This window comes from Streptomyces sp. APSN-46.1 (assembly GCF_022815725.1).
In the GTDB taxonomy this organism is placed as follows: Bacteria; Actinomycetota; Actinomycetes; order Streptomycetales; family Streptomycetaceae; genus Streptomyces.
Genome location: NZ_JALGRF010000003.1, coordinates 202,178 through 223,416, shown reverse-complemented (window position 1 = coordinate 223,416; position 21,239 = coordinate 202,178). Strand labels below are relative to the sequence as shown.

Annotated in this window: 24 protein-coding genes and 1 tRNA gene; 17 read left to right on the top strand and 8 right to left on the bottom strand. The window is 69.2% G+C overall.

From position 1 onward, the window contains the following. Nucleotides 1-8 precede the first annotated feature (8 nt). The 3 genes from MTF65_RS13375 to MTF65_RS13365 form a co-directional block, all read right to left on the bottom strand. Nucleotides 9-1,523 carry a SulP family inorganic anion transporter gene (locus MTF65_RS13375; protein ID WP_243628875.1) on the bottom strand — a complete coding sequence of 505 codons (1,515 nt, stop codon included), beginning with the start codon at nucleotides 1,521-1,523 and terminating at the stop codon, nucleotides 9-11. A gap of 286 nt (nucleotides 1,524-1,809) precedes the next feature. After that, a complete protein-coding gene (locus MTF65_RS13370) occupies nucleotides 1,810-2,178 on the bottom strand; it encodes a DUF6009 family protein (RefSeq protein ID WP_243628874.1) in 369 nt (122 codons plus the stop codon). 345 nt (nucleotides 2,179-2,523) lie between these two features. Next, a complete protein-coding gene (locus MTF65_RS13365; protein WP_243628873.1) occupies nucleotides 2,524-3,123 on the bottom strand; it encodes a DUF4352 domain-containing protein in 600 nt (199 codons plus the stop codon). Nucleotides 3,124-3,457: 334 nt separating this feature from the next. Between MTF65_RS13365 and MTF65_RS13360 the strand changes: the two genes are divergently transcribed. Then, nucleotides 3,458-3,895, top strand: coding sequence for a GntR family transcriptional regulator (locus MTF65_RS13360; protein WP_243628872.1), 438 nt, complete (start codon nucleotides 3,458-3,460; stop codon nucleotides 3,893-3,895). A gap of 28 nt (nucleotides 3,896-3,923) precedes the next feature. Then, entirely contained in the window at nucleotides 3,924-4,487 is a 564-nt protein-coding gene (locus MTF65_RS13355) for an HD domain-containing protein (protein WP_243628871.1), read from the top strand. Here the strand turns inward: MTF65_RS13355 and MTF65_RS13350 are convergent. Continuing rightward, nucleotides 4,480-4,950, bottom strand: a complete 471-nt coding sequence (locus MTF65_RS13350; RefSeq protein WP_243628870.1) for an NUDIX domain-containing protein — start codon at nucleotides 4,948-4,950, stop codon at nucleotides 4,480-4,482. The genes MTF65_RS13355 and MTF65_RS13350 overlap by 8 nt on opposite strands. Next, the gene (locus MTF65_RS13345; protein ID WP_243628869.1) at nucleotides 4,947-5,693 is read right to left on the bottom strand and encodes an XRE family transcriptional regulator; all 747 of its coding nucleotides are present in this window, start codon (nucleotides 5,691-5,693) and stop codon (nucleotides 4,947-4,949) included. Before MTF65_RS13345 ends, MTF65_RS13350 begins: the two co-directional genes overlap by 4 nt. Nucleotides 5,694-6,534: 841 nt before the next feature. Between MTF65_RS13345 and MTF65_RS13340 the strand changes: the two genes are divergently transcribed. The 14 genes from MTF65_RS13340 to xerC all read left to right on the top strand — a co-directional run bounded on the left by MTF65_RS13340 (nucleotide 6,535) and on the right by xerC (nucleotide 17,045). Next, nucleotides 6,535-6,837, top strand: a complete 303-nt coding sequence (locus tag MTF65_RS13340) for a hypothetical protein (RefSeq protein ID WP_243628868.1) — start codon at nucleotides 6,535-6,537, stop codon at nucleotides 6,835-6,837. Then, nucleotides 6,834-7,487: a GGDEF domain-containing protein gene (locus MTF65_RS13335; protein WP_243628867.1), complete on the top strand. Its 654-nt coding sequence runs from the start codon at nucleotides 6,834-6,836 to the stop codon at nucleotides 7,485-7,487. The genes MTF65_RS13340 and MTF65_RS13335 overlap by 4 nt, the downstream gene beginning before the upstream one ends. After that, the gene (locus tag MTF65_RS13330) at nucleotides 7,484-8,362 is read left to right on the top strand and encodes a DUF2637 domain-containing protein (RefSeq protein ID WP_243628866.1); all 879 of its coding nucleotides are present in this window, start codon (nucleotides 7,484-7,486) and stop codon (nucleotides 8,360-8,362) included. The genes MTF65_RS13335 and MTF65_RS13330 overlap by 4 nt, the downstream gene beginning before the upstream one ends. Then, a complete protein-coding gene (locus tag MTF65_RS13325) occupies nucleotides 8,362-8,700 on the top strand; it encodes an RRQRL motif-containing zinc-binding protein (protein WP_243628865.1) in 339 nt (112 codons plus the stop codon). The genes MTF65_RS13330 and MTF65_RS13325 overlap by 1 nt, the downstream gene beginning before the upstream one ends. Nucleotides 8,701-8,729: 29 nt before the next feature. After that, nucleotides 8,730-9,272 carry a hypothetical protein gene (locus tag MTF65_RS13320; protein WP_243628864.1) on the top strand — a complete coding sequence of 181 codons (543 nt, stop codon included), beginning with the start codon at nucleotides 8,730-8,732 and terminating at the stop codon, nucleotides 9,270-9,272. Beyond that, nucleotides 9,272-9,913 carry a plasmid transfer protein TraA gene (gene traA / locus MTF65_RS13315; RefSeq protein WP_243628863.1) on the top strand — a complete coding sequence of 214 codons (642 nt, stop codon included), beginning with the start codon at nucleotides 9,272-9,274 and terminating at the stop codon, nucleotides 9,911-9,913. The genes MTF65_RS13320 and traA overlap by 1 nt, the downstream gene beginning before the upstream one ends. A 27-nt stretch (nucleotides 9,914-9,940) precedes the next feature. Further along, nucleotides 9,941-12,007: a plasmid transfer protein TraB gene (gene traB, locus MTF65_RS13310; RefSeq protein WP_243628862.1), complete on the top strand. Its 2,067-nt coding sequence runs from the start codon at nucleotides 9,941-9,943 to the stop codon at nucleotides 12,005-12,007. Between the two features lie 207 nt (nucleotides 12,008-12,214). Further along, nucleotides 12,215-12,682 carry a hypothetical protein gene (locus MTF65_RS13305; RefSeq protein WP_374207224.1) on the top strand — a complete coding sequence of 156 codons (468 nt, stop codon included), beginning with the start codon at nucleotides 12,215-12,217 and terminating at the stop codon, nucleotides 12,680-12,682. A gap of 5 nt (nucleotides 12,683-12,687) precedes the next feature. Further along, nucleotides 12,688-13,008 (top strand): hypothetical protein, encoded by a 321-nt coding sequence (locus MTF65_RS13300; protein ID WP_243628861.1) that lies wholly within the window; start codon nucleotides 12,688-12,690, stop codon nucleotides 13,006-13,008. A gap of 11 nt (nucleotides 13,009-13,019) precedes the next feature. Next, nucleotides 13,020-13,526: a hypothetical protein gene (locus MTF65_RS13295; protein ID WP_243628860.1), complete on the top strand. Its 507-nt coding sequence runs from the start codon at nucleotides 13,020-13,022 to the stop codon at nucleotides 13,524-13,526. Between the two features lie 84 nt (nucleotides 13,527-13,610). Beyond that, nucleotides 13,611-14,507: a bifunctional DNA primase/polymerase gene (locus MTF65_RS13290; RefSeq protein WP_243628859.1), complete on the top strand. Its 897-nt coding sequence runs from the start codon at nucleotides 13,611-13,613 to the stop codon at nucleotides 14,505-14,507. After that, nucleotides 14,504-15,664 carry an AAA family ATPase gene (locus MTF65_RS13285; protein ID WP_243628858.1) on the top strand — a complete coding sequence of 387 codons (1,161 nt, stop codon included), beginning with the start codon at nucleotides 14,504-14,506 and terminating at the stop codon, nucleotides 15,662-15,664. The genes MTF65_RS13290 and MTF65_RS13285 overlap by 4 nt, the downstream gene beginning before the upstream one ends. Then, nucleotides 15,661-15,882: a helix-turn-helix domain-containing protein gene (locus MTF65_RS13280; protein WP_243628857.1), complete on the top strand. Its 222-nt coding sequence runs from the start codon at nucleotides 15,661-15,663 to the stop codon at nucleotides 15,880-15,882. Before MTF65_RS13285 ends, MTF65_RS13280 begins: the two co-directional genes overlap by 4 nt. Next, entirely contained in the window at nucleotides 15,879-17,045 is a 1,167-nt protein-coding gene (gene xerC, locus MTF65_RS13275) for a tyrosine recombinase XerC (RefSeq protein ID WP_243628856.1), read from the top strand. The genes MTF65_RS13280 and xerC overlap by 4 nt, the downstream gene beginning before the upstream one ends. A 77-nt stretch (nucleotides 17,046-17,122) precedes the next feature. Here xerC and MTF65_RS13270 read toward each other — a convergent pair. Both MTF65_RS13270 and MTF65_RS13265 read right to left on the bottom strand, forming a co-directional pair. After that, a tRNA-Pro gene (locus tag MTF65_RS13270) sits at nucleotides 17,123-17,196 on the bottom strand. 104 nt (nucleotides 17,197-17,300) lie between these two features. Next, the gene (locus tag MTF65_RS13265; protein ID WP_243628855.1) at nucleotides 17,301-18,239 is read right to left on the bottom strand and encodes a metallophosphoesterase; all 939 of its coding nucleotides are present in this window, start codon (nucleotides 18,237-18,239) and stop codon (nucleotides 17,301-17,303) included. 68 nt (nucleotides 18,240-18,307) lie between these two features. Here MTF65_RS13265 and MTF65_RS13260 point away from each other — a divergent pair, with 68 nt between their 5' ends. Beyond that, nucleotides 18,308-18,769 (top strand): GatB/YqeY domain-containing protein, encoded by a 462-nt coding sequence (locus tag MTF65_RS13260; RefSeq protein WP_243628854.1) that lies wholly within the window; start codon nucleotides 18,308-18,310, stop codon nucleotides 18,767-18,769. 70 nt (nucleotides 18,770-18,839) lie between these two features. Here MTF65_RS13260 and MTF65_RS13255 read toward each other — a convergent pair whose 3' ends face one another. After that, entirely contained in the window at nucleotides 18,840-21,146 is a 2,307-nt protein-coding gene (locus MTF65_RS13255) for a transglycosylase domain-containing protein (protein ID WP_243628853.1), read from the bottom strand. Between the last annotated feature and the right edge of the window lie 93 nt (nucleotides 21,147-21,239).

The following is a 21,239-nucleotide window of genomic DNA, read 5'->3' as shown; positions in this document are numbered from 1 at the left end:
CCCGCTCCTCAGCTTCCGCCGGTGAGTTCGCCGCTGAGCGTCCCGTGCAGGCGGGCGCTGGGTCCGTTCAGGCCGGTGATCTCGACGCTCTTGCCGCGCTGGGCGTACCGGTGCTCGATGGCGTCGAGGGCGGCGACGGAGGAGGCGTCCCAGATGTGGGCGGCGGAGAGGTCGATGACCACCTTGTCCGGGTCGCCGGCGTAGTCGAACTGCTCGACCAGGTCGTTGGAGGAGGCGAAGAACAGCTCGCCGGTCACGCAGTAGACGACCTGGCCGCCGTCCGGATCGAGGACGGAGGTGACGTTCGCCAGATGCGCGACCCGCTTCGCGAAGATGACCATCGCGGTGACGGAGCCCACGACGACGCCCACGGCCAGGTTGTGGCTGACGACCACGCACACGACGGTGACGACCATGACGGCGATCTCGCCGGCCGGCATCCGCCTCAGCGTCTTCGGCGCGATGGAGTGCCAGTCGAAGGTCGCGAAGCAGACCATGACCATGACGGCGACGAGGGCCGCCATCGGAATGTCGGAGACCACCGGCCCGAAGGCGATGCACAGCACCATCAGGAAGACGCCGGCGAGGAAGGTAGACAGCCGGGTGCGGGCGCCGGACACCTTCACGTTGATCATCGTCTGGCCGATCATCGCGCAGCCGCCCATGCCGCCGAAGAACCCCGTAACGATGTTCGCGATGCCCTGCCCTATGGACTCCCGCGTCTTCGAGGACCGCGTGTCGGTGATCTCGTCGACCAGCTTCGCCGTCATCAGCGACTCCATCAGCCCGACGAGCGCCATGGCCAGCGCGTACGGCGCGATGAGGGTCAGCGTGTCCAGGGTGAGCGGCACGTCCGGCAGGCCCGGCACCGGCAGCGCGGACGGCAGCGCGCCCTTGTCGCCGACGGTCGGGACCGCGATGCCCGCGGCCACGGTGATCACGGTGAGGATGACGATCGACACCAGCGGGGCCGGGACCGCCTTCGTGACCTTCGGGAAGAACACCATCAGCGCCAGCCCGGCCGACAGCAGCGGGAAGACGGCCCAGGGCACGCCCAGCAGCTCGGGGACCTGGGCCATGAAGACCAGGATGGCCAGCGAGTTGACGAAGCCGACCATCACCGAGCGCGGGATGAACCGCATCAGCTTCGCCACGCCGAGCGCGCCGAGCACGATCTGGAAGACGCCGGCCAGGATCACCGCCGCGACCAGGTAGCCCAGCCCGTGCTCCCGGTTCAGCGGGGCGATCACGAGAGCCACGGCGCCCGTCGCGGCGGAGATCATCGCCGGCCGCCCGCCGGTGAACGCGATCACGACGGCCATCGTGAACGAGGCGAACAGCCCGATCGCCGGATCCACCCCGGCGATGATCGAGAACGAGATCGCCTCGGGAATCAGCGCCAGCGCGACCACCAGACCCGCGAGGACCTCGGTCCGGAAGACCTTCGGCGAGAGCCAGACCGGCCGCGTCGGACGACGAAAGCCGGGCAGCCGCGCGGATATGGATTCAGGGGAAGAAGACACGGGGCACAGACCTCGGGCTCGGCGGAGACGCAGGAAGGGCCTGATCCACTGAGTGGATCAGGCCCTCTACCTGGTCTTACGAAGTCGGGGTGGCGGGATTTGAACCCACGACCTCTTCGTCCCGAAGCAATCCGGGTCGACGGGCGATCTGCCCATTCTACGGTGCTGACCTGCGACGGAGGTCCGTGATCGTCCGTGGACGTCCGCGCTCGTGCCCCTCGGTTGTCACGCAGTTAGACACTCAGCCGAAGATGCCTGCGAGCCAGGCATCACTGCTCCTGGGGGCTCAAGAGAGCTTTCCACCCCAAGCCCGCTCCGTCAGCTCGCCAGGAACGCCGGGGGCTACCGTTCGAGGGTCGACGGCCTCGGTAGGTGCGCCAGAGCTGTAGACGCCGTCCGGCTGCTCAGACCGATCGTGTTCCTTCACCCAGAAGAGACGGCGCGAGAACATGCCAGGTGCGTCGCGGTTGCTGGGCGCGTCCTTCTTCAGGACGGCATAGCCGACTCGGCGTCCCACCTGCCCACGCCAAGAGACAGGCCGGCGCCGAGTGCCCGCGCCGTCCACCAGGGTCTCGCGGACATAGTCGAACGAGTCGACGTTCTCGGTCCACACGATCTCCTCTTCGTGCCTGATGTCCTCAGGTTCAATCCTCACGCTGCCCCTCCCAGAGCTTGATAGAGGCAGAGCTTCCCCGGGGAGGGCGCCTCCTACTCCAACCTCTTGAGGCCATCAGACGAGGGCTGGAACATCCCCCGGTGTTGCAGCCGTCTGTGACCGGACACCCCGGACAGAGTTAGCTGGCTGTCCGGTGAGAGAGCGCAGGTCAGGAGGCGATCCGGACAGTCGGACAGCTGGGACACATGACGGCGGAGCCGGTGCCACCCCGTGCGCCCGCTGCACTGGCTGCGGGGACTGCGGACTGAGTGCGGGATCATCGCGGCCTGAGTAGCAAAACGCCCCATCCCCCCAGACGTGGGAGGTGGGGCATCAACCTGCGGGTCAGGACACGTTGGCGCGAACCGCCTTGCCGATCAAACCGTCTGTGTACGTCACCGTCTTCGCAGTGAACGCACCCTTGCCGGTGATCGCACCGGTCACGTTTTCGCCTGGGGCCAGCTCCACCGTGTCGATCTGGTTCTCGTCGGCCCCGAGTTCAGCCGCGTGCTTGGTGCCGTTCGTGTCGGTGATCGCAAAGTAGAGCGGGTTCACGTTGATCGGCTTACTGCTGTTGTTCGTGATCGTGACGGACACGCTCGTGTAGTCGTCGCCCTGCGCGATGATGCTCTTCTTGAACTCCGCCTTCTTCGCAACAACGTCGACCGCAGCCTTCTTCTCTGGCGCGGCAGAGGACGGCTTGGACTCGGGGGCCTTCGCCGGCGCGGACGTTGCAACAGCCGGCGGCGTGGACTCCTTCGCCGTCTTGTCGCCGCTCTCACCGCCGAGGACCGCCCCGATGATGCCGAGGAGCACGACGAATCCCACGATGCCCAGACACGAGAAGCCGACGATCTTCCCCGCGTTGGACTTCTTCGGCTGTGGCGGGGGCGGGTAGCCATACCCGGGCTGCGGCTGGCCGGGCGGCGGGAACTGCTGAGACATGGAAACCCCCACAGGGACGGGTGCGAATCTGGTCACCGTATGGGGACATGTGCGCGCGGGTGCGGCAATGTCCAAACCGTGACAATCGAAGGTTCAACCTCTTGGGCAGGCGCCCTATGAGGTGGGTTTCGCTGACGGCGCTGCCCCCCCCGGGTGTTTCAGCCCGTCCGTACGCCTTGAGACCCCGGACAGTCGCGCTTTGGACTGTCCGGGGCGAGTGCGCAGGTCAGCGCCTAACCGGACAGCCGGACAGCTTGGACACCCGCCTTTCTCGACCTGGAGCACATGCGAAGCTTGAGGAATCGTGTGTGTCCGGCTGTCGAAGGAGCAACGAGTGTCCGAACCCAGTCCCCGCGGGACCTATCTCGTGATCTCGGAGACTCTGCGTACGAGGATCGCTGAGGGCGCTTACACCGAAGGTCTGCCATCGGAAGCTGAGATTGGGCGCGAGTTTGGCGTGGCGCGCACGACGGTCCGGCGGGCCCTGCGCGCCCTGGAGGAGTCTGGGGATATTGCGACCGTCGCGGGGGTCGGGCGACAGGTCGCGGCGGTCGCTCGGCTGGCACCGTACGAGCAGATCATGAAGGACCTCCAGAAGCGCATCCGCGAGGGCGTTCTTCCTGCCGGCGCGCGGCTCCCCAGTGAGGCCGAGCTGGCACAGACCTACGGCGTGGCCAGGGGTACTGTGCGCCGCGCTGTACGTGAACTGGAAACCGCTGGGTACGTCAGAGCACAGCACGGGGTCGGGCGGTTCGTCAGCTCGACCCACTGAATCGCGACAGCCTCGGAGGGACTGGACTGTGAAGCTGGCCAAGTGGGCGCACGACCTTGCAGAGTCACTGCTTGCCGAAAGTCACCCGCAGCGGTGGGCCCACTCGCTACGGGTGTACTCCCAGGCCCTGGCCTTGGCGCCAGGGCTGGGGGCGGATGCGGAACTGCTGGCAGCGTCAGCCATCGCGCACGACGTCGGCTATGCCAGGGAAGCCGTGGACACGGGACAGCACATGATCGATGGTGCCCGTTACCTCCGCGATGTAGCCGGAGCCGACCCTCGTCTGTGCAGCATCGTGGCCTTTCACACCTCATCCCCATGGGAGGCCGCGGAGCTGGGCCTGTCCGCGGCCCTCGCCGAGTTCGGGCCCGCAGAACAACGTCTGGTGGACGCGATCACCTACTGCGACCTGACCAGCAGCCCGACAGGACACCTCGTTGACCCTGCCGCGCGGCTGGTGGAGGTGCTGGAGAGGTACGGGCCCGAGCACGTCGTCTACCGCGCGGTTTCGGCTGCCCGCCCTGAGCTGCTGGCCCGCGTTGACCGCGTACGGCAGCGCAGCGCCGAGGCTGCGCAGGAGAGTGTCAGCTGATCCGTGGAAGGGGTGAACCGCGGAACCCCTCTTCGAGACGGAGTCTGGTGGTAGGCGACATGTCGAGTGAGTCGACCTCGGCGCGAGGAACCCACCGGACTTCGAACGATTCCGAGCTGACCTTGATTTCGCCGCTCAGAGGTCGGGCCCTGAAGCAGAGGGAGAACTCCTGGCGGACCTCGCCATCCGAGAACGCGATGACGTGCCCGGGGTCGGTGAAGATACCGACCAGGCCGACGACCTCAACAGAGATCCCCGTCTCTTCCAAGACCTCCCGTACGACCGTCCCGGCGATGTTCTCCCCGATCTCCTGGACCCCGCCGGGCATGCCCCAGCGCCCGTTGTCCGAGCGTCGCTCCATGAGGACTTCGTCGGCGTCGTTGAGGACGAACGCGGTCACCGCCGGCACGATGCTGTTGGCCGAAGGTGCGGAGGGGTCATTGAAGTAGTCGGTGCGGCTCATGCTTGCCCTTCGATGGAGACAGCTTCGCTCCAGACCTTCTCGAAGCTCTGCTGATATGTCGAAACCAGCTCGGCGCCTGTCACTTTCCTGAGGTGCAGGACCGGTGCCATGGGGGCGCTGACTCCGTAGACCTGGGTATTGATCAGCCACTCGTCGTCTGACCGGTACAGCGAGTTGTGAAGCGTCGACCGGTGCAGGCGGAATTCGATGCCGGGCACCGAGTAGAGCGGACGGTAGAGCTTCATCACTTCGCGCACCTTGTACGCGACGCCTTCACCGATCTCTTCCTCTTCGCCGCGGCGCTGGATCTCCGGGCTCTCCGGGTCGCCGAGGAGGATGCGGGCACGGACGCCGGAGGACGCCTTCAGTCTGAGCAGCTGCGTCCATCGCGGGTTCTCTGCGAGGAAGACGCCGGCATGCACCAGGATGCCGATCTCTCGCTCGGCCCTGCCGAAGAGCTGTAGCCAGAGATCCGCTGGCACGTAAGAGCGGTGTGGGTACACCTTCAGAACCTCGGCATCAGCGGCGTCCTTCCGCTGCCCGTCAGGTAGTCCGTCGGGCCACAGGTACGCCTCGTCCTCGCGCAGATGGGCCGAGATGGTGAGGCGGTGTCGGCGATACGGCGCACGCCCCTGCGTGATCCATCGTTCGACGGTCTTCGGATCCACCCCGACGTGCGCTGCCATGGCCTCAACCGTCACGCCGTTCGACAGCATGGCGGACCGCAGCCGCTCGTTAGCCATCCTCACCCCCAGGGACGTCCAGGGACGTACTCGCCCCATCGAACCGTAGCGAGGACGTCCCAAGTCGTCCAGGGACGTGGTGACTTCGTCCCACCCCTGGGCGGCAATCTGATGTCACGCCACAGAGGCACCCGAAATCGCGAAGGACTTGACAGCCCGGACCGAGCGCGCCAATGTGAGGTACATGTTCAAGCGTGTATCGCATCGATGATGCGGCTGCACCGTATGTCTGCGCCCGGAGGGCCCTCGAAAGGGGTCTGAAGGAAGCGTCTGTCTGTTGAGAACTGAACAGCGTGCCAAGTGAGACGAGACGGGGCGTGATCCCCGTCCCCATGGCGACAGGTTGTCGCCGGCGGCCACTTCTTCCGCGTACCGGCTCTGAGAACGCCCCTCCTCGGGGGTGCCACCCGGTACGTGCCGCCCTGCTGGCGTCAGAGCAGTGACGATGACGCACCCGATTCTCAGGCTCGGGACCGGAGCGCCGTGGCAACGGTGCGCCGGTGAAGCCTCGCCCCTCCCGCTTGGAGGCTGCCGTGTTTCTTCGACATCTGTGGGCGCTGACCGTACTGGACCGGTACAGCCAGCACGCCCTGCGCGTCACCGCTCAATCGCCGTGCGAGGCGCCCCCGGGCTTTCCGCCCGGTACCGCTCGCACGGCTCTCTCACCCTCCGCAGTGCTCACAGCGCTGTGGCCGGTTGCCTCCTCCGCCCGTCCGGCGCCTTGGCGCTGTACCGGCGGGGTGGAGGGGAGCCGCGATGTTCGGGCTTCACCCCGGGGCTGGTCGCCTCTCACCAAAGACCGCGACCGCCTCGGTATCCCTTCGACTTCAGGAGAACGACGATGCGTACGTACATCGGCGGCCAAGAGGCCGTCAGCGTCAATGAGTTCATCGAACTGGCCCTGGGAACCCCCGTTGAGCTGTGGCTCGGGGTGGAGGGCGAGAGCGAGGAGGAGCGCGCGGCCCGCCTGGACGCGGCCCGAGACATCCTCGCCGAGAACCCGGACCTGCCCGACGAGGTGAGTCGGGTCGCCGCGCAGGTGATCGAGGCGAACGCGCCGGAGTTGTTCAACGTCGTTCCGCTGATGAGGCGGCCCACCGGCCGTCGCCCGGCGCGCTCGGGTGGCAAGGGGGCCGCGGCATGAGTCACACCCTCACCGCCTTATCCGCAGCGCTTCCGCTCGCGGCCGGTTGGTCCCTGCACAGCGTGCGCCTGCGGCGCCGGATCGAGGCCGCCCGCCACGATCCGCTGACCGGCCTGCTGACCCGCGACGCGTTCGCCGACCGGGCCGCGCGGATGCTGGCCCGGGGGTGGAGCGCGGTCTACGTCATCGACCTCGACCGGTTCAAGGAGGTCAACGACACCCACGGCCACGCCGCCGGGGACGCCGTACTCCGGACCACGGGGCAGCGGCTGAGCCGCTGGGCCGCCGAGAATGCGGGCACGGTCGTCCGCCTCGGCGGGGACGAGTTCGCCGCTGTGGCCCCCGTGTTCAGCCGCGAGGACCTGCTCTGGACGCTGACCGAGCTGACCCGCTCGCTCGAAGAACCCGTCCACGCCGACGGCCACGCGCTCACGGTGGGCGCTTCCATCGGCGCAGTTGCCTACAACCCGGCCACGGACACCGCCGACGTGTCGGCGCTGCTGCGGCTGGCGGATGAGCAGATGTACCGGGCCAAGCGCGGCGGCGCCCCCTGGATGAACGCCCTGAACCTCACCCCGGAACACGCCACGGTCAACGGTCGCCGCGCCGGCCGCCGCGGAACGGCGAACGGAACGGAGGCGGCAGCATGAACCGCACCGCAAAGACCCTGTTGGTCGCCGCTTTGGTCGGCGTCGTCGGGATGGCGTTCAGGGTGTCGTGGAACGCGCTGCGAGATGTGGCACGCTCCATCGGCGCCGACACTACGGCCGCGACGCTGTACCCGTTCGTCGTGGACGGGCTGATGGCTCTGGCCCTGGTCGCCACGCTCGTCCTCACCGACGATGCCCGCAAGTTCGCCCTGCGGGTACTGGCTGGGTACACGATCGCCTCGCTGGTCCTGAACTACGTGCACGGGCTGGTTCCGGCACTGCACTCGAAGTCGGTGGACTGGAGCAGGCTGGCCGACTGGGACCCGGCGAACTGGGCCCTCGTACTGCTGGCCACATCCCTGCCGGTCGGGTCCATCTACTTCGGTTCGGACCTGGTGGCCAAGGTGCTCCACCACCGCCCGGACGACCACGACGCGGTGCCGTACGGCGAGCGTGCGGGGCACCCCGCACAGCACCCGCACACCCGGGATGCGGTCGAGTTCGACCGCTCGCACACCCCTGCTCCCGCCGTTCCCGTCCTCTCCGTTCTGGAGGATCAGCCGCAGCTCACCGCCCGTGTGGATGGTGAGCGGGCGGACGGTTCGCACACCCCGCACGCCGTCCCCGCACAGTCCCCGTCCACGGATGAGGAGGAGGCACGCCAGGCCGCGTACGAGGAGGCCGAGCTGGAGCGGATGCGGCAGGACGCACGGCGTACGTACGGCGAGTCCGTACAGGCCACACGCCCCCTGTCCGCCCGCGCGCTCGGCGAGGCATACGGCATGAGCGAGTCCTGGGGCCGCAAGCAGATCCTCGCGGCCCGCGACGATGCCGACCGCCCCCACCTGACAGCTGTCCCGGCCGGAACCGGCTGATGGGCACCCTGCCCGTCTATCCGTGGCGACTAGCCCCGGAGGGACTGGCCACCCGTCGGCAGCTTCGTGCCGTCGGCCTTCGTCCTGGCGGGCAGGACGTCGTTGCCCAGCTGGAGCGGCCACGCTACCGGCGTGGCCCGCTGATCGCCTTCCTCTACCGGATCGAGCTGGCGCTGCCCGTCCGACCCATGACCGCGGCCAAGGCCGCCGCGCTCGCCAAGGCGAACACGGCCCGCCGGACCTGTCCCGTCTGCCAGCGCGATGCGGGGTACGTGATTCCGGCCTCGCTCGGCATGTGCGTGCCCTGCGCGTACCCCGATGAACAGTGCGCCGTCTGAACCCTCCCTACTGCTGAAGGAGTTCGCCCGTGTCTCGCCGTATACGTACGACGGCCGCACCGTCGGCCGCACCGCGCACTGTCCGTATCCCGCGTCAGCGGGGCAGGCAGGCGCCGCAGGTGATCGTGGTCGTCTCCGAGGAGCCGACCCTGACAGCCCGCGCGACCGCCGCGACCGGCCGGTGGCTGTGGCGCCACCGCCGCGCCTGGGCCCCCACCGGCATCGGCGCTCTGCTGCTGGCCCTCACCGGGGTCGTGCACCTCTTCGCGCCGTGGGCCGCGTTCATCGCCGCCCCGGCCGGACTCGCCCCCCTGGCGTTCCTGGGCTGGAAGGCCAAGACCAGCAGGACCAAGACCGGCATGGCGTCCGCGTGGCGCACCGCCCTGACCGTCCTGGCCTTGGCCGCTCTGGCCTGGTTCTGCCTGGCCCTGTGGTCGGGGCCCGCGAGCCCCGCGCTGATGGGCCTGTGGACGCTCACCACGCTCGCCGCCCAGGTCATGTGGCTGATCGGCCGCCGCCGCTCCACCTCCACCCCGTCCACCACCGCCACCGCTCCCGAGGGGACCCTCTGATGTCCGACTGGATGCCGAACAACAACACCGGAACGCCCCGTCCCCGCCGCGCCCCGAACGACCAGCAGTCCGCCCAGCATGGTGGCTGGCAGCAGCAGCAGGGCAGCGGCGGGTGGCAGCAGCCGGGCCCCGCTGGGCCCGGTCAGGGCGGCACGTCCCGGTCGCGGACTTCGAACCGGTCGCGTGAGTACCACTTCCACATCAACGACTCCGGCCCCCGGGGCGGCGCCGGTGGCCCGCAGCAGGGCGGCTTCAGCCAGCAGGGCGGCGGGCGCGGTCGGGGCGCGGGCTCCCGGATGCACTCCCCGCTGGGTGACCCGGAGTTCTTCTCGAACGTGGACATCCGCAACTACTGCGAGTCCGGCCGCAGCCTGTTCCTGCAAATGTCCTTCGAACTGGCCAACGCCGCCGAGATGCTCAACGCGGTCCTCAAGGAGATCCCCGACCCCGAGGGGCGCCCGTTCGGCTCCCGGGCGCGGGCGCGGCGGGTGTCGCGGCGGATGAAGAAGGCTGCTGAGGACGCGCTCGGCACCGCGAAGAACCTCGCCGCGACCTACGCGGCGTTCCAGCGGGAGTTCGACCCGCAGCTCGCCCCGCACGCCCGCCCGCGCCAGGGCCGCCGCTTCGACTTCAACGGCTAACCCGGATCCGACCGTAGGGAGGTCAGCATGCACAGCACAGCACAGACCGACGAGCAGCGGCACGACGCCCACGGCGAGGGCGGCGGGGTCGGCGAGTACCTGCTCCACCGAGCCAAGCCCCACCTGCCGCCGTGGTTGGCCGGGGCCGGGACTGGGCTGGCCTCCCTGCCCGCCCACTACTTCTGGTCCGGCGAGCCCGGCGTGACCGCCGGCCTCACCCTCGCCTCCGTCGCCCTCACCGGCCTGACCTGGTGGGCGGGCCGCTCCACCACCCAGCAGCGCCGACTCCACAGCGCGGTCACGGTGGCCGCAGCCTCGACCTGGTTCACCGCCGCCGCAATCGCCGGACCCACTGCGGGGCCGCTCGGGGAGCTGTACTTCATCGGTGCTCCCGCGCTCGCCCTGTCGTGGAACATCCGCCAGATCCTCCGCAGGAACGTCGACGGCCCCACCGGCTCGGCGGATGGCGGGTTCCTGGAAAAGGTCGGCCTGGCGAAAACGCAGGTCATCCGGTCGGAGGTCGGCCCGAACAAGGCGTCCTTCGACTTGCAGCTCCCGCGCGGCGAGCTGACCCCGGACGACGTCAGCAAGAACATCACCCGCATCGCAGGGGCGTTGGACGTCCCGAAGAACGCGATCCGGATCCAGGAGAATCCGGACTCGGCGTCTCGGGTCATGCTCACCGTGGTCCCGCTCGACCTGCTCAAGAACACCGTCCCCTGCCCCGGTCCCAGCGCGCCGGGGGAGTCGATCAGCTTCCCCGTGGTCGTGGGGATCTACGAGGACGGCACCCCGGTCACCATGTGGTTCCCCGGGGACCCGGACGCTGCCCGCAACGCGATGATGCTCCTGCTCATGGGCATGACCGGGTCAGGCAAGTCCGAGGGCGGCCTGACCGCCCTCGCCGAAGTCCTCACCCGCAAGGACGTCATCGTGTGGGCGTCCGACCCGGCCAAGAAGGAGCAGACCCTCGGCCCGCTCCTCCCGGCGATCGACTGGGCCGCCCTCGACATGCCCTCCACCAAGGCCATGATCGAAGCCCTCAAGGCGGTCATCCCGGCCCGCACGGCGTGGATGGCGAAGTACGGCTACAAGCAGTGGGTCCCGGCCTGCGCCGAGACCCAAGCCGACGGCGCCCCAGGTATGCCCTACCTGCTCGCGTGGTTCGAAGAGGCCGCCAAGACGATCCGCGAGATCGACGACGACGTCTTCACCGGCCTCGCACAGGAAGCCCGCTCCTCCGGAGTCTCCATCGTCCTGTCCATGCAGCGCGCCTCCGGGAACCAGGTCTCCACCGACACCCGCGCCTCCCTCGGCTCCTCCTGGTGCCACGGCGTCCGCACCGAGCAGGACGCCCGCTTCGCCCTCGACGACGAAGTCCTCGACGCGGGCGCCGCCCCACACGTGTGGAAGGACAAGAAGCCCGGCTACTCCTACCTGGTGGCCAACGGCGTCCCCGACGACAACTGGCCGACCCCGCTGCGCGACTACCTGTGCAGCGTCGACTACCTGAACTGGGTCGTCGTCACCTTCGCCGACATCCGCGCCCAGATCGACCCGGTCACCGCCGGCGCGGCCGCCCGCGCCGCCGACCGGGCGTTCACCGCCCGCACCCACTACCCGATGCCCGGCACCACCGACCAGCCGGAGACCACCATGCCCGCCGCCCACGGCCCCGATGAGGACTACGACGCGGACGGCTACTACCCCGGCGAGGGCGACTACGACAGGCGCCCGTCGAACGGGACCGACGAGGAGGACGACTACGAGGAGGGGGAGTTCATCGACGCGGAGCAGGAACTCCCGGAGATCGAGGAGGTCGTGCAGTTCGCGGCCCGGCCGCCCGCCGACGGACCTCGTCCGAAGATCAGCACCGCCGAAGCCCGAGCAGCGATGGAGGAAGTCCTCGCGGACTTCGAGGACGAGGGCCGCGACGTAGTCGGCCCGGCGGACTTCATGGAGTACTGCGACCGCTACGGACGGGGCCGTTCCTGGGTCTCCGGACAGGTCGCCCAGTTCGTTCTCGCGGGCCGTCTCGCCGAGACCAACGAGGTCGGCCGCTACCGGATCATGCCGTACCAGGTAGCGGCCTGACGCGTCAGACGCGTCTGACACCCCTGACAGGCGAACAGCCCCAATCCACAGGTCATACGTGCGCGCGAGGGGTGTCAGACGGGTGTCTGACGCGTCTGACACCCCACCAGACACCCAGTCTGACACCCCAGACACCCCAGACACCCCGCCCTGACAGGCCCCAAGCCACCCCGGCACGGGCCCTGTTGGTCTTCCCCGGAGTCCGCCATGACCTACGAACCGCTCCACCCGACCACCCCGGACCCGCTCCGATACGGGGACGCGATCCTCTACCCGCCGACCGTCCCCGAACCGCGGATGCTGCCCGCCGAGATACCGCCCGGCATCCAGTACGTCATCCTCGCCAGCGGCGCCCGCACCCTCGCCTACACCCCGACCGCCCCCCTGGAGCCGGTCCCGGTCCAGCGGATCCCGGTGTGGGCCAAGACCACGGCCCTGCTCGCCCCGACCGTCGGCGGAGGCATCGCGGCCGCCTCGATCGGCTTGGCCTACGCCGCCCCGGGACTGATTGCCCTGACCGAAGCCCTCTGGGCCGCCGTCGCCCTCATCGCCGCTGGCGGCGCCGCCCTGCTCCTGGCCCGCACCCGCCGGGCGCCGGCCACGACGCACATCACGCAGCACATCACCTCAACCGGCCTGTTCGGCCGGGCCCGCGGCAGCATCCACCACCGGTAGCTGGCATGGCCGCGTACCAGTACCTCGACTGGGGCGACGCCAGCCACTACGACCGAACGCGCGACCTGCCCTGCGTGCTGTGCGGCAGGCCCACCCCGCTCCGCTCCCACGCCGGTGAGCCGGTCCACAAGGTGTGCGCCGAGGAGTGGAACCACACCCACCCCGCCGAGTCCCGCCGCCACACCCTGCCTGACAAGGACAAGCAGCAGCGGGACATCGGGACCTGGCGCTTCCACAACGACGGACCCTCGACCCCGAACAAGGCCACGAACGTGGTGAGCCTGCCCGTCCCCGACATCCAGACCCTCGAACTCCCCGCTGCTTGAGAGGAACCCGCATGTTCGAGATCCGTGTCATCTGCGCCCCGACGGAAGCCGACGAGATCACCAAAGCCCTGTCCGCCACGTTCACGACCGGCTCGGTACGCCAGCAGCCCACCCGCGACGGGGACCGTGTCCGCCTCTACATCACCGCCGAGCAGCCGGTGAGCCACTGGCCGGCGCCCGAGACCGCCTACGCCACCGCGCCGAGCATCATCAGCGAGATCGGGTGGACCGCCCGCGGAGTGCGGGACTGTCTGCACGGCATCCAGGTACGCGAGTTCTGGCTCCGCAAGGCCGCACTCCTGGACCGCATCGCCCTCACCGACGACGACCCCGTCAGCGGTGACGCCGCCACCCTCGCCGTCGAAGCCGCCCGGCGCCTGATGGATATCGACCATGCCGCCGGACTCGGCCTCAGCGGCTACGCCGACGACCCCTACACCCCGGACCACCTGGACAGCGTTCGCCAGCCCCGCGGCTACGTCCGCCAGGAGTACGCCCTCTGGGTCCGGCACCAGTAGCTGTGCCCGGGGCGGTCGCCTCTCACCAAAGACCGCGACCGCCCCGGTTCTCCGTCCCTTCGACAGAAACAGGAGACCACCAGAATGCACCAACTCGACCCCCGAAGTCTGCCCGTGGCCGCACAGGCCGCCGCCGCACGCGGCTGGCACGTCTTCCCCCTCATCCCTGGCGACAAGCGGCCCGCCATCCGGAACTGGACCGAGCGCGCCACGACCGACGCCACGCGGATCGCCCGCTGCTGGGCCCATGCTCCCTACAACATCGGCATCGCCACCGGCCCGTCCAAGCTGGTCGTCGTTGACCTCGACACCGCCAAGACGCCGGACGACCTTCCGCCAGCCGACTGGGCCCACCCCGGCATCCGACACGGCCGAGACGTCTTCCTCGCCCTCTGTCACCAGCACACCGGCCGTGCCGAACTCGCCCCGGACACCCACACAGTGACCACCACCAGCGGCGGCCATCACCTCTACTTCACCGCCCCCGCCGACATCGAGCTACGGAACACGGCGGGCAAGCTCGGATGGAAGATCGACACCCGCGCCAACGGCGGCTATGTCGTCGGTGCGGGCAGCACCATCACCGGCAAGGCGGCCCCGTACGACACTGTCATCCCCGTCGCGCCCCAGCCGCTCCCCGCATGGCTCCTCGGCCTGCTCCTCCCGGCCCCGCTGCCGCCGCAGGCCCCCGTCAAGGTCGTGCTCGGCGGGGACCGGCACGCCCGGTGGCTCCAGGCCGCAATCAATGGCGAACTCAAGCGCGTGGCTGAGTCCGCGGACCACGAGCACAACAACGCCCTGTACGTCGCGTCCGTCGCGCTCGGCCAGCTCGTCGCCGGAGGCGAACTCACCGAAGCCGACGTGACCGCGTGGCTCACTGACGCGGCACACAAGGTGGGCCAGGGCGACCGGGAGGCGCGCGCCACGATCGTCTCCGGCCTCCGCGCCGGCGCCCGCCGGCCCCGGACGGTCGCGTCATGACCGGCAACCCGATCCCGCCCCTGCACCTGTACTCAGTCCCCAGCGATCCGCAGCCCGAGACCACCGCACCGCCCAAGCGGGAACGCCCCCGGACGGCGTGGACCGCCGACCAGCTCATGGCCACAGAGTTCCCCGAGCCGAAGTGGGCCGTGCCCGGGATCCTCGCCGAAGGTGTCAGCCTTCTTGCCGGACCGCCCAAGGTTGGCAAGTCCTGGCTCTCCCTCGGCCTCGCCCTCTCCGTCGCGGCCGGTGGGCAGGCCTTCGACTCCGTGCCTGTCCTCGGCGGCCCCGTGCTCTATCTCGCTCTGGAGGACACCCCGCGCCGCCTTCAGTCCCGCATGGGCAAGCTCCTCGGGGGCCAGCCCGCACCCGCGGGGCTGACGCTGGTCACCGAGTGCCCGCCCTTCCCCCAGGGAGGAGACGCGGCCATCGCCCAATGGCTCGACCGCAACCCCGATGCCCGCATGGTCGTCATCGACGTGTTCGCCAAGATGCGCGGCCAGGCCCCACAGGGGATCTCCGCGTACGACGCGGACTACCACGCCGTTGGCTACGCCAAGCGGATCGCAGACCACTACGGCATCGCCGTCGTCCTGGTCCACCACGTCCGCAAGGCAGGCTCTGAGGACTTCCTCACCGAGGTCTCCGGCACCAATGGCATCGCCGGAGCAGCAGACGCCACCCTGGTCCTCAAGCGGGCCCGCGGACAGGCTGACGGCATCCTGCACGTCACCGGCCGAGACGTGGACGAAGCCGAGTACGCCCTCCAGTTCCAGGCTGCTTCCGGTGCCTGGCATCTCTTGGATGGCCCGGCCTCCGATCACCTCGTCGGCGATACCCGAGCCGTCATCCTCCGCCACGTCCGCGCCAACCCCGGCGTCCGCCCCAAGGACATCGCGGAAGCCCTGCCACACCTCGACGCGGACACCGTCCGCCGCACCTGCTCCCGCATGGCCGCTGACGGCCAGCTCACCAAGGACGCCGGCGGTAGCTACTACCCGGACACCGCCACCCGGACACAGACCACCCCTGAGGTGTCCCAGCTGTCCGACTGTCCGGTTACCTCCTCTGACCAGCCCGAACGGCCCGGACAGCCCGGATCGGACCTGTCCGGGCTGTCCGGCAGTCCGACGCACGACCTCAGGAGGACCCCGTGACCCTCGCCGTCCCCGAGCGCAGCGCGACCGCCACCCCGGTCCTCCTGAAAGTGCCGGAGGCCATGCGCGTGCTGAGCCTGAGCCGCACCGTCATCTATGACCTGATCCGCGCGGGTCGTCTCCGTGCCGTCAACGAGGGCCGTGCCCGCCTCATCCCCGTGTCCGCCATCAACGAGTACGTCGCGCTGCTGGAGCGCGAGGCAGGAGCCGGTAAGTGACCAAGCGCCGCAGCAGGGGAGACGGCGGTCTGCACTGGGACGAGAGGCGGCAGCGATGGATCGCCACTGCTCACCTCGGTTACGACCCGAGCGGGAAGCGCCTCGTAAAGCGCGGAAGCGGCAGGACCAAGACCGAGGCCAAAGCCAAGCTGAAGGAGGTACTCCGGGACCACGAGGACGGCCTTGCCGTCGCTCCCACCAACTACACGGTGGAGCACGCCGTGAACGACTGGCTCATGTACGGGCTGGCCGGGCAGGACAAGGGCACCCTGGACACCTGCACCTCGCTCAGCCGCAACCACGTCATCCCCGCCCTCGGGGCCCGCAAGCTTCGGGAGCTGAGCGGTGAGGACGTGGACAGGTGGCTCACGCAGAAGGCCCAGTTGCTCAGCACCCGGACGCTCCAGGCTGTCCACTCCTGCCTGAACCGTGCGGTTAAGCGGGCCATGGTCCGGGACAAGGTGAAGCGGAACATCGTGGAGCTGTGCGCCATCCCCACAGGGCAGTCCGGCCGGCCGTCGAAGGCGCTCACCCTCGCCCAGGCCGAGGCTGTACTCAAGGCCGCCGCCGGTACGTCCGTGCACGCGTACATCGTGTTGGCCCTGCTCACCGGTGCCCGGACGGAAGAGCTGCGGGCCCTCACCTGGGACCACGTCTTCCTGAAGGGTGACCCGAGTGCGAGCCCGCCCGTGCCGCCGCACATCGCGGTGTGGCGGTCGGTCCGGACGGGCGGGGACACCAAGACGAAGAAGTCCCGGCGCACGATCGCCCTCCCCGCCCGCTGCATCGAAGCGCTGTGGCAGCAGTACGAGGACCAGGGCTGGGACCGGCTCGCGGCTGGAGATGACTGGATGGAGAACGGACTCGTCTTCTCCTCGGCGGTCGGCACGGAGCTGGACTCCACCAACGTCCGGCGAGCCTTCCGGCAGGCCATCGCCGGCGCCGAGGGTGTCGACGCGAAGGAGTGGACGCCGAGGGAGCTGCGGCACAGCTTCGTCTCGCTGCTCTCCGACAGCGGGGTCCCGCTCGAAGAGATCTCGCGACTCGTCGGACACTCCGGAACGGCGGTCACGGAGGAGGTCTACCGGAAGCAGATCCGGCCGGTGATCCAGACCGGGGCGACCGCGATGGACGGCATCTTCAAGATCGACCCGAAGTCGTAGTCACGCAGTTAGTCACGCACAACGAAGCAGGGCCGGTTTCCATTGAAGGAAACCGGCCCTGACCTCGTACTACAGCGTCGGGGTGGCGGGATTTGAACCCACGACCTCTTCGTCCCGAACGAAGCGCGCTGCCAAGCTGCGCTACACCCCGATCGCCGCCCTGGCAGCTTCCGCTGTCCTGGCGACATCGATTACTTTAGCGGACCCTCGGCCGGAGACGAAATCCGGTTTTCGCGGAGGCCCCCGCGCCGGGGGTTACGCCTTCGGCGTCAGGGTCAGAAGGGTCGCCTCCGGCGGGCAGGCGAAGCGGACCGGGGTGAACCGGTTGGTCCCGCAGCCCGCCGAGACGTGGAGGTACGCGCGGTTCCCGGCGGCCTCGTGCGTCGAGAGGCCCTTCACCCGGTCGGTGTCCAGGTCGCAGTTGGTGACGAGCGCCCCGTAGAAGGGGACGCACAGCTGCCCGCCGTGCGTGTGCCCGGCCAGGATGAGCGGGTAGCCGTCCGCCGTGAAGGACTCCAGCGTGCGCAGGTACGGGGCGTGCACGACGGCGATCGAGAAGTCCGCGTCCGCCTCGGGGCCGCCCGCGACCTTCTCGTACCGGTCGCGCTTGATGTGCGGGTCGTCCAGGCCGGTGAAGGCCAGCTCCAGCCCTTCCAGCTTCATCCGCGCCCGCGTGTTGGTGAGGTTCAGCCAGCCCGCCGTGTCGAAGGCGTCCCGGATCTCCTCCCACGGGTTGTGGACGGCGCCGACGACCGGCTTGTTGCCGTTCAGACCGTGCCGGCCCTGGGCCCTCTCGATGAGGTAGCGCCCGGGGTTGCGCAGCCGCGGCCCGTAATAGTCGTTCGACCCGAACACGTACGCGCCCGGGAACTCCATCAGCGGACCGAGGGCGTCGAGCACCTCGGGCACGCCCTCCGTGTCGGAGAGGTTGTCGCCGGTGTTCACGACGAAGTCCGGGCGCAGCCCGGCGAGCGACTGCAGCCAGGCCCGCTTCTTGCGCTGGCCGCTGACCATGTGGATGTCCGAGACCTGGAGTATGCGCAGCGGGCGCATCCCCTGGGGCAGCACCGGCACCGTCACCCGGCGCAGGCGGAACGACCTCGCCTCGAAACCGGCGGCATAGGCCAGACCTGCGGCCCCCACCGCCGCGATTCCGGCGGTGACCTTCAGGGGTACTCCGTAACGCGCGCGCATGGCCCCATCGTCGCAGACCGGGGAAACCGGCGGGCGCCACCCGCCCCGTACCTGGCAGACTCAGGTCCATGACCACGCTCAAGGCCAAGCTCCAGGAAGACCTCACCACCGCCATCAAGGCGCGTGACGAGCTGCACTCGTCCACGCTCCGACTGACCCTCGCCGCCATCACCAAGGAGGAGGTCGCGGGCAAGCAGGCACGCGTGCTCTCCGACGAGGAAGTCCTCAAGGTGATCGCCAAGGAGGCGAAGAAGCGCCGCGAGGCCGCGGAGGCCTTCGCCCAGGGAGGCCGTCCCGAGCAGGCCGCGCGGGAGACCGCGGAGGGCGAGTTCCTCGACACGTACCTCCCCAAGCAGCTCACCGACGACGAGCTCCGCGCGATCGTGGCGCAGGCGGTCGAGGAGGCCAAGGCGGCGGGTGCCGAGGGGCCGCGGGCCATGGGCGCCGTCATGAAGATCGTGAACCCGAAGGTGGCCGGGCTGGCGGAGGGCGGCCGCGTCGCCGCCGTCGTCAAGCAGCTGCTGTCCTAGTACGCGAAAGAGGGAAGGGAGGGACCCGGGCGCGGCCCGGGTCCCTCCCTTCCCTCTTTTCTCATGTCCCCTACTGGGTGTCGCGCCCGCCGATCAGGCCGGGCTCGACCGTGAATCCGGGGAAGGGGTTCCCGCCCGTTCCGCCGGTCGCGCCGCCGGTCACGCCGCCCGTGGTGCCGCTCGTGGTCCCGGCGTTGGTCGCGCCTCCCGGCCGGCCGCCGGGCTTGACGTCACCGCCCGGCTTCCCGGGCTTGACGGGCTTGTTCGGGCTCGGGTTCGTGGGCCTGCCGCCCCCGCTCGGCGTCGCCGGCTCGGCGATGTGCACCGAGCTGAAGCTCGGCGCCTCCCGCCCGGACAGGGCGTCCGTGACCGCGTCCTTCCAGATGGGGCCGGGCAGGCCACCACCGAAGACCTTGGGGTAGTACTGCCCGCCGATGGTGATGCGCTCCATCGAGATCTTCTTCGCACCGCCCGAGCCGACCCACACCGCGCCCGACAGGTTCGGGGTGTAGCCGACGAACCAGGCGTTGTGCCGGGAGTCCGTCGTACCCGTCTTGCCCGCGCTGTCGCGGTCGGTCAGCCCGGCCCGCTCACCGGTACCGGAGTCGACCACACCGCGCAGCAGCGTGTTGATGGTGTCGGCCGTCGTCTCCGACATCGCCCGCTCGCACTTGGACTTCGGCACCGACAGCGCCTTGCCGTGCCCATCGGTGATCGATTCGATGGCCACCGGGGTGCAGTAGACGCCCCGGTTGGCGAACGTGGCGTACGCGTTGGCCATCGTCAGCGGCGACAACTCGGCCGAACCGAGCGCGATGGACGGCGACTCGGGCAGCTTCACGCCGCTCGCCGGGATCACGCCCAGCTTCTGCGTCATCTCGGTGACCGGGCAGAGCCCCACATCGTGGATCATCTGCACGAAGTAGGTGTTGATCGACTTCTCCATCGCGGTCCTCAGCGCGTAGGGGCCGAACTCGTCCTCGGTCTCGTTCTCCGCCGTCTCGGGCTTGCGCTTGCTGTTTTGGTACTGCGTACCGTCGCAGCGGGCGATCGGGGACGGGTACTCCATCTTGTTCGGCGCCGAGTACACCTTGGTCGCCGGCGTGCCCTGCTCCAGGGCGGCGGCCGCGATGAACGGCTTGAACGTCGAGCCGACCTGGAAGCCGAAGTTGGAGCCGCCCATCCGCTTGTCGACGGAGTAGTTGATCTGGGTCTCGTTCTTCCCGAAGCCGTACGGCTTCGACTGGCCCATCGCCAGCACCCGGCCGGTGCCCGGCTGGACCATGGTCATGGCCGTCGCGATCGAGTCTTCCTGGTAGACGTGGTCCTTGATCGAGGCGTTGGTGGCCTCCTGCGACTGCGGGTCCAGGGTCGTACGGATCGTCAGACCGCCCTGGTTCCAGAGCTTCGCCCGCTCCTCGCGCGTCTTGCCGAACACCGCGTCGGTCAGGAAGGAGTTGCGGACGTAGTCGCAGAAGAAGCCCGCGCCCTTGACCGCGGTGATGCAGCCGTTCTTCGGCCTGGTCACCTTCAGCTGGACCGGCTGGGCCTTCGCGGCGTCCGCCTCCGCCTGCGAGATGTCCTTCACGTCGGCCATCCGCTGGAGGACGATGTTCCGGCGCTTCATCGCCTCCTGGGCGTCGTTCACCGGGTCGTACCGGCTCGGCGACTGTACGAGGCCGGCGAGCAGCGCCGACTCGTCCAGGGTCAGGTCCTTGGCCGGCTTGCTGAAGTAGCGCTGCGCGGCGGACTCGATTCCGTACGCCTGCTGGCCGAAGTACGTGATGTTGAGGTAGTTCTCGAGGATCTTCTTCTTCCCGAGTTCCTCCTCGACCTGGATCGAGTACTTCAGCTCGCGGATCTTGCGCCCGAGGCTCTTCTCCTGTGCCTCGCGCACCTTCGTCTCGTCGTCGCCGGCCTCCTCGACGAAGACGTTCTTCACGTACTGCTGGGTGAGCGTGGACGCGCCCTGGGCGGCACCGCCTTCCTGCGCGTTGCGGTTGACCGCGCGCAGGATGCCCTTGAGGTCGACCGCGCCGTGCTCGTAGAAACGCGAGTCCTCGATCGCGACGATCGCCTTCTGCATGTACGGGGAGATGGCCGTCAGCGGGACCACCTGACGGTCTCGTGAATAGACCGTGGCGATCAGGCCACCCTCGGCGTCCAGAATCGTGGTGCGCTGGCTCAGTGGAGGTGTCTTGAGATTGGCCGGGATCTCATCGAATCCTTCGACGGTGCCCTTGGCGGCGAGGCCCAGGGCGCCTGCGCCCGGGATCGCGATGCCGGCGAGGACAACTCCGGAGAGGACGGACACCCCGAGGAACTTGGCGGCCTGCTGTGGCCCGGTGAGCCCGCCGCCCGAGCGCTTCTTTCCCATAGGGGGCAGCCTACGTTCTCATTCGCCGGACACACGAGAATGCCTTGGCCTAAGCTGACCCCAACTGTCACAGCAGTGTGGTGCGACATCAAC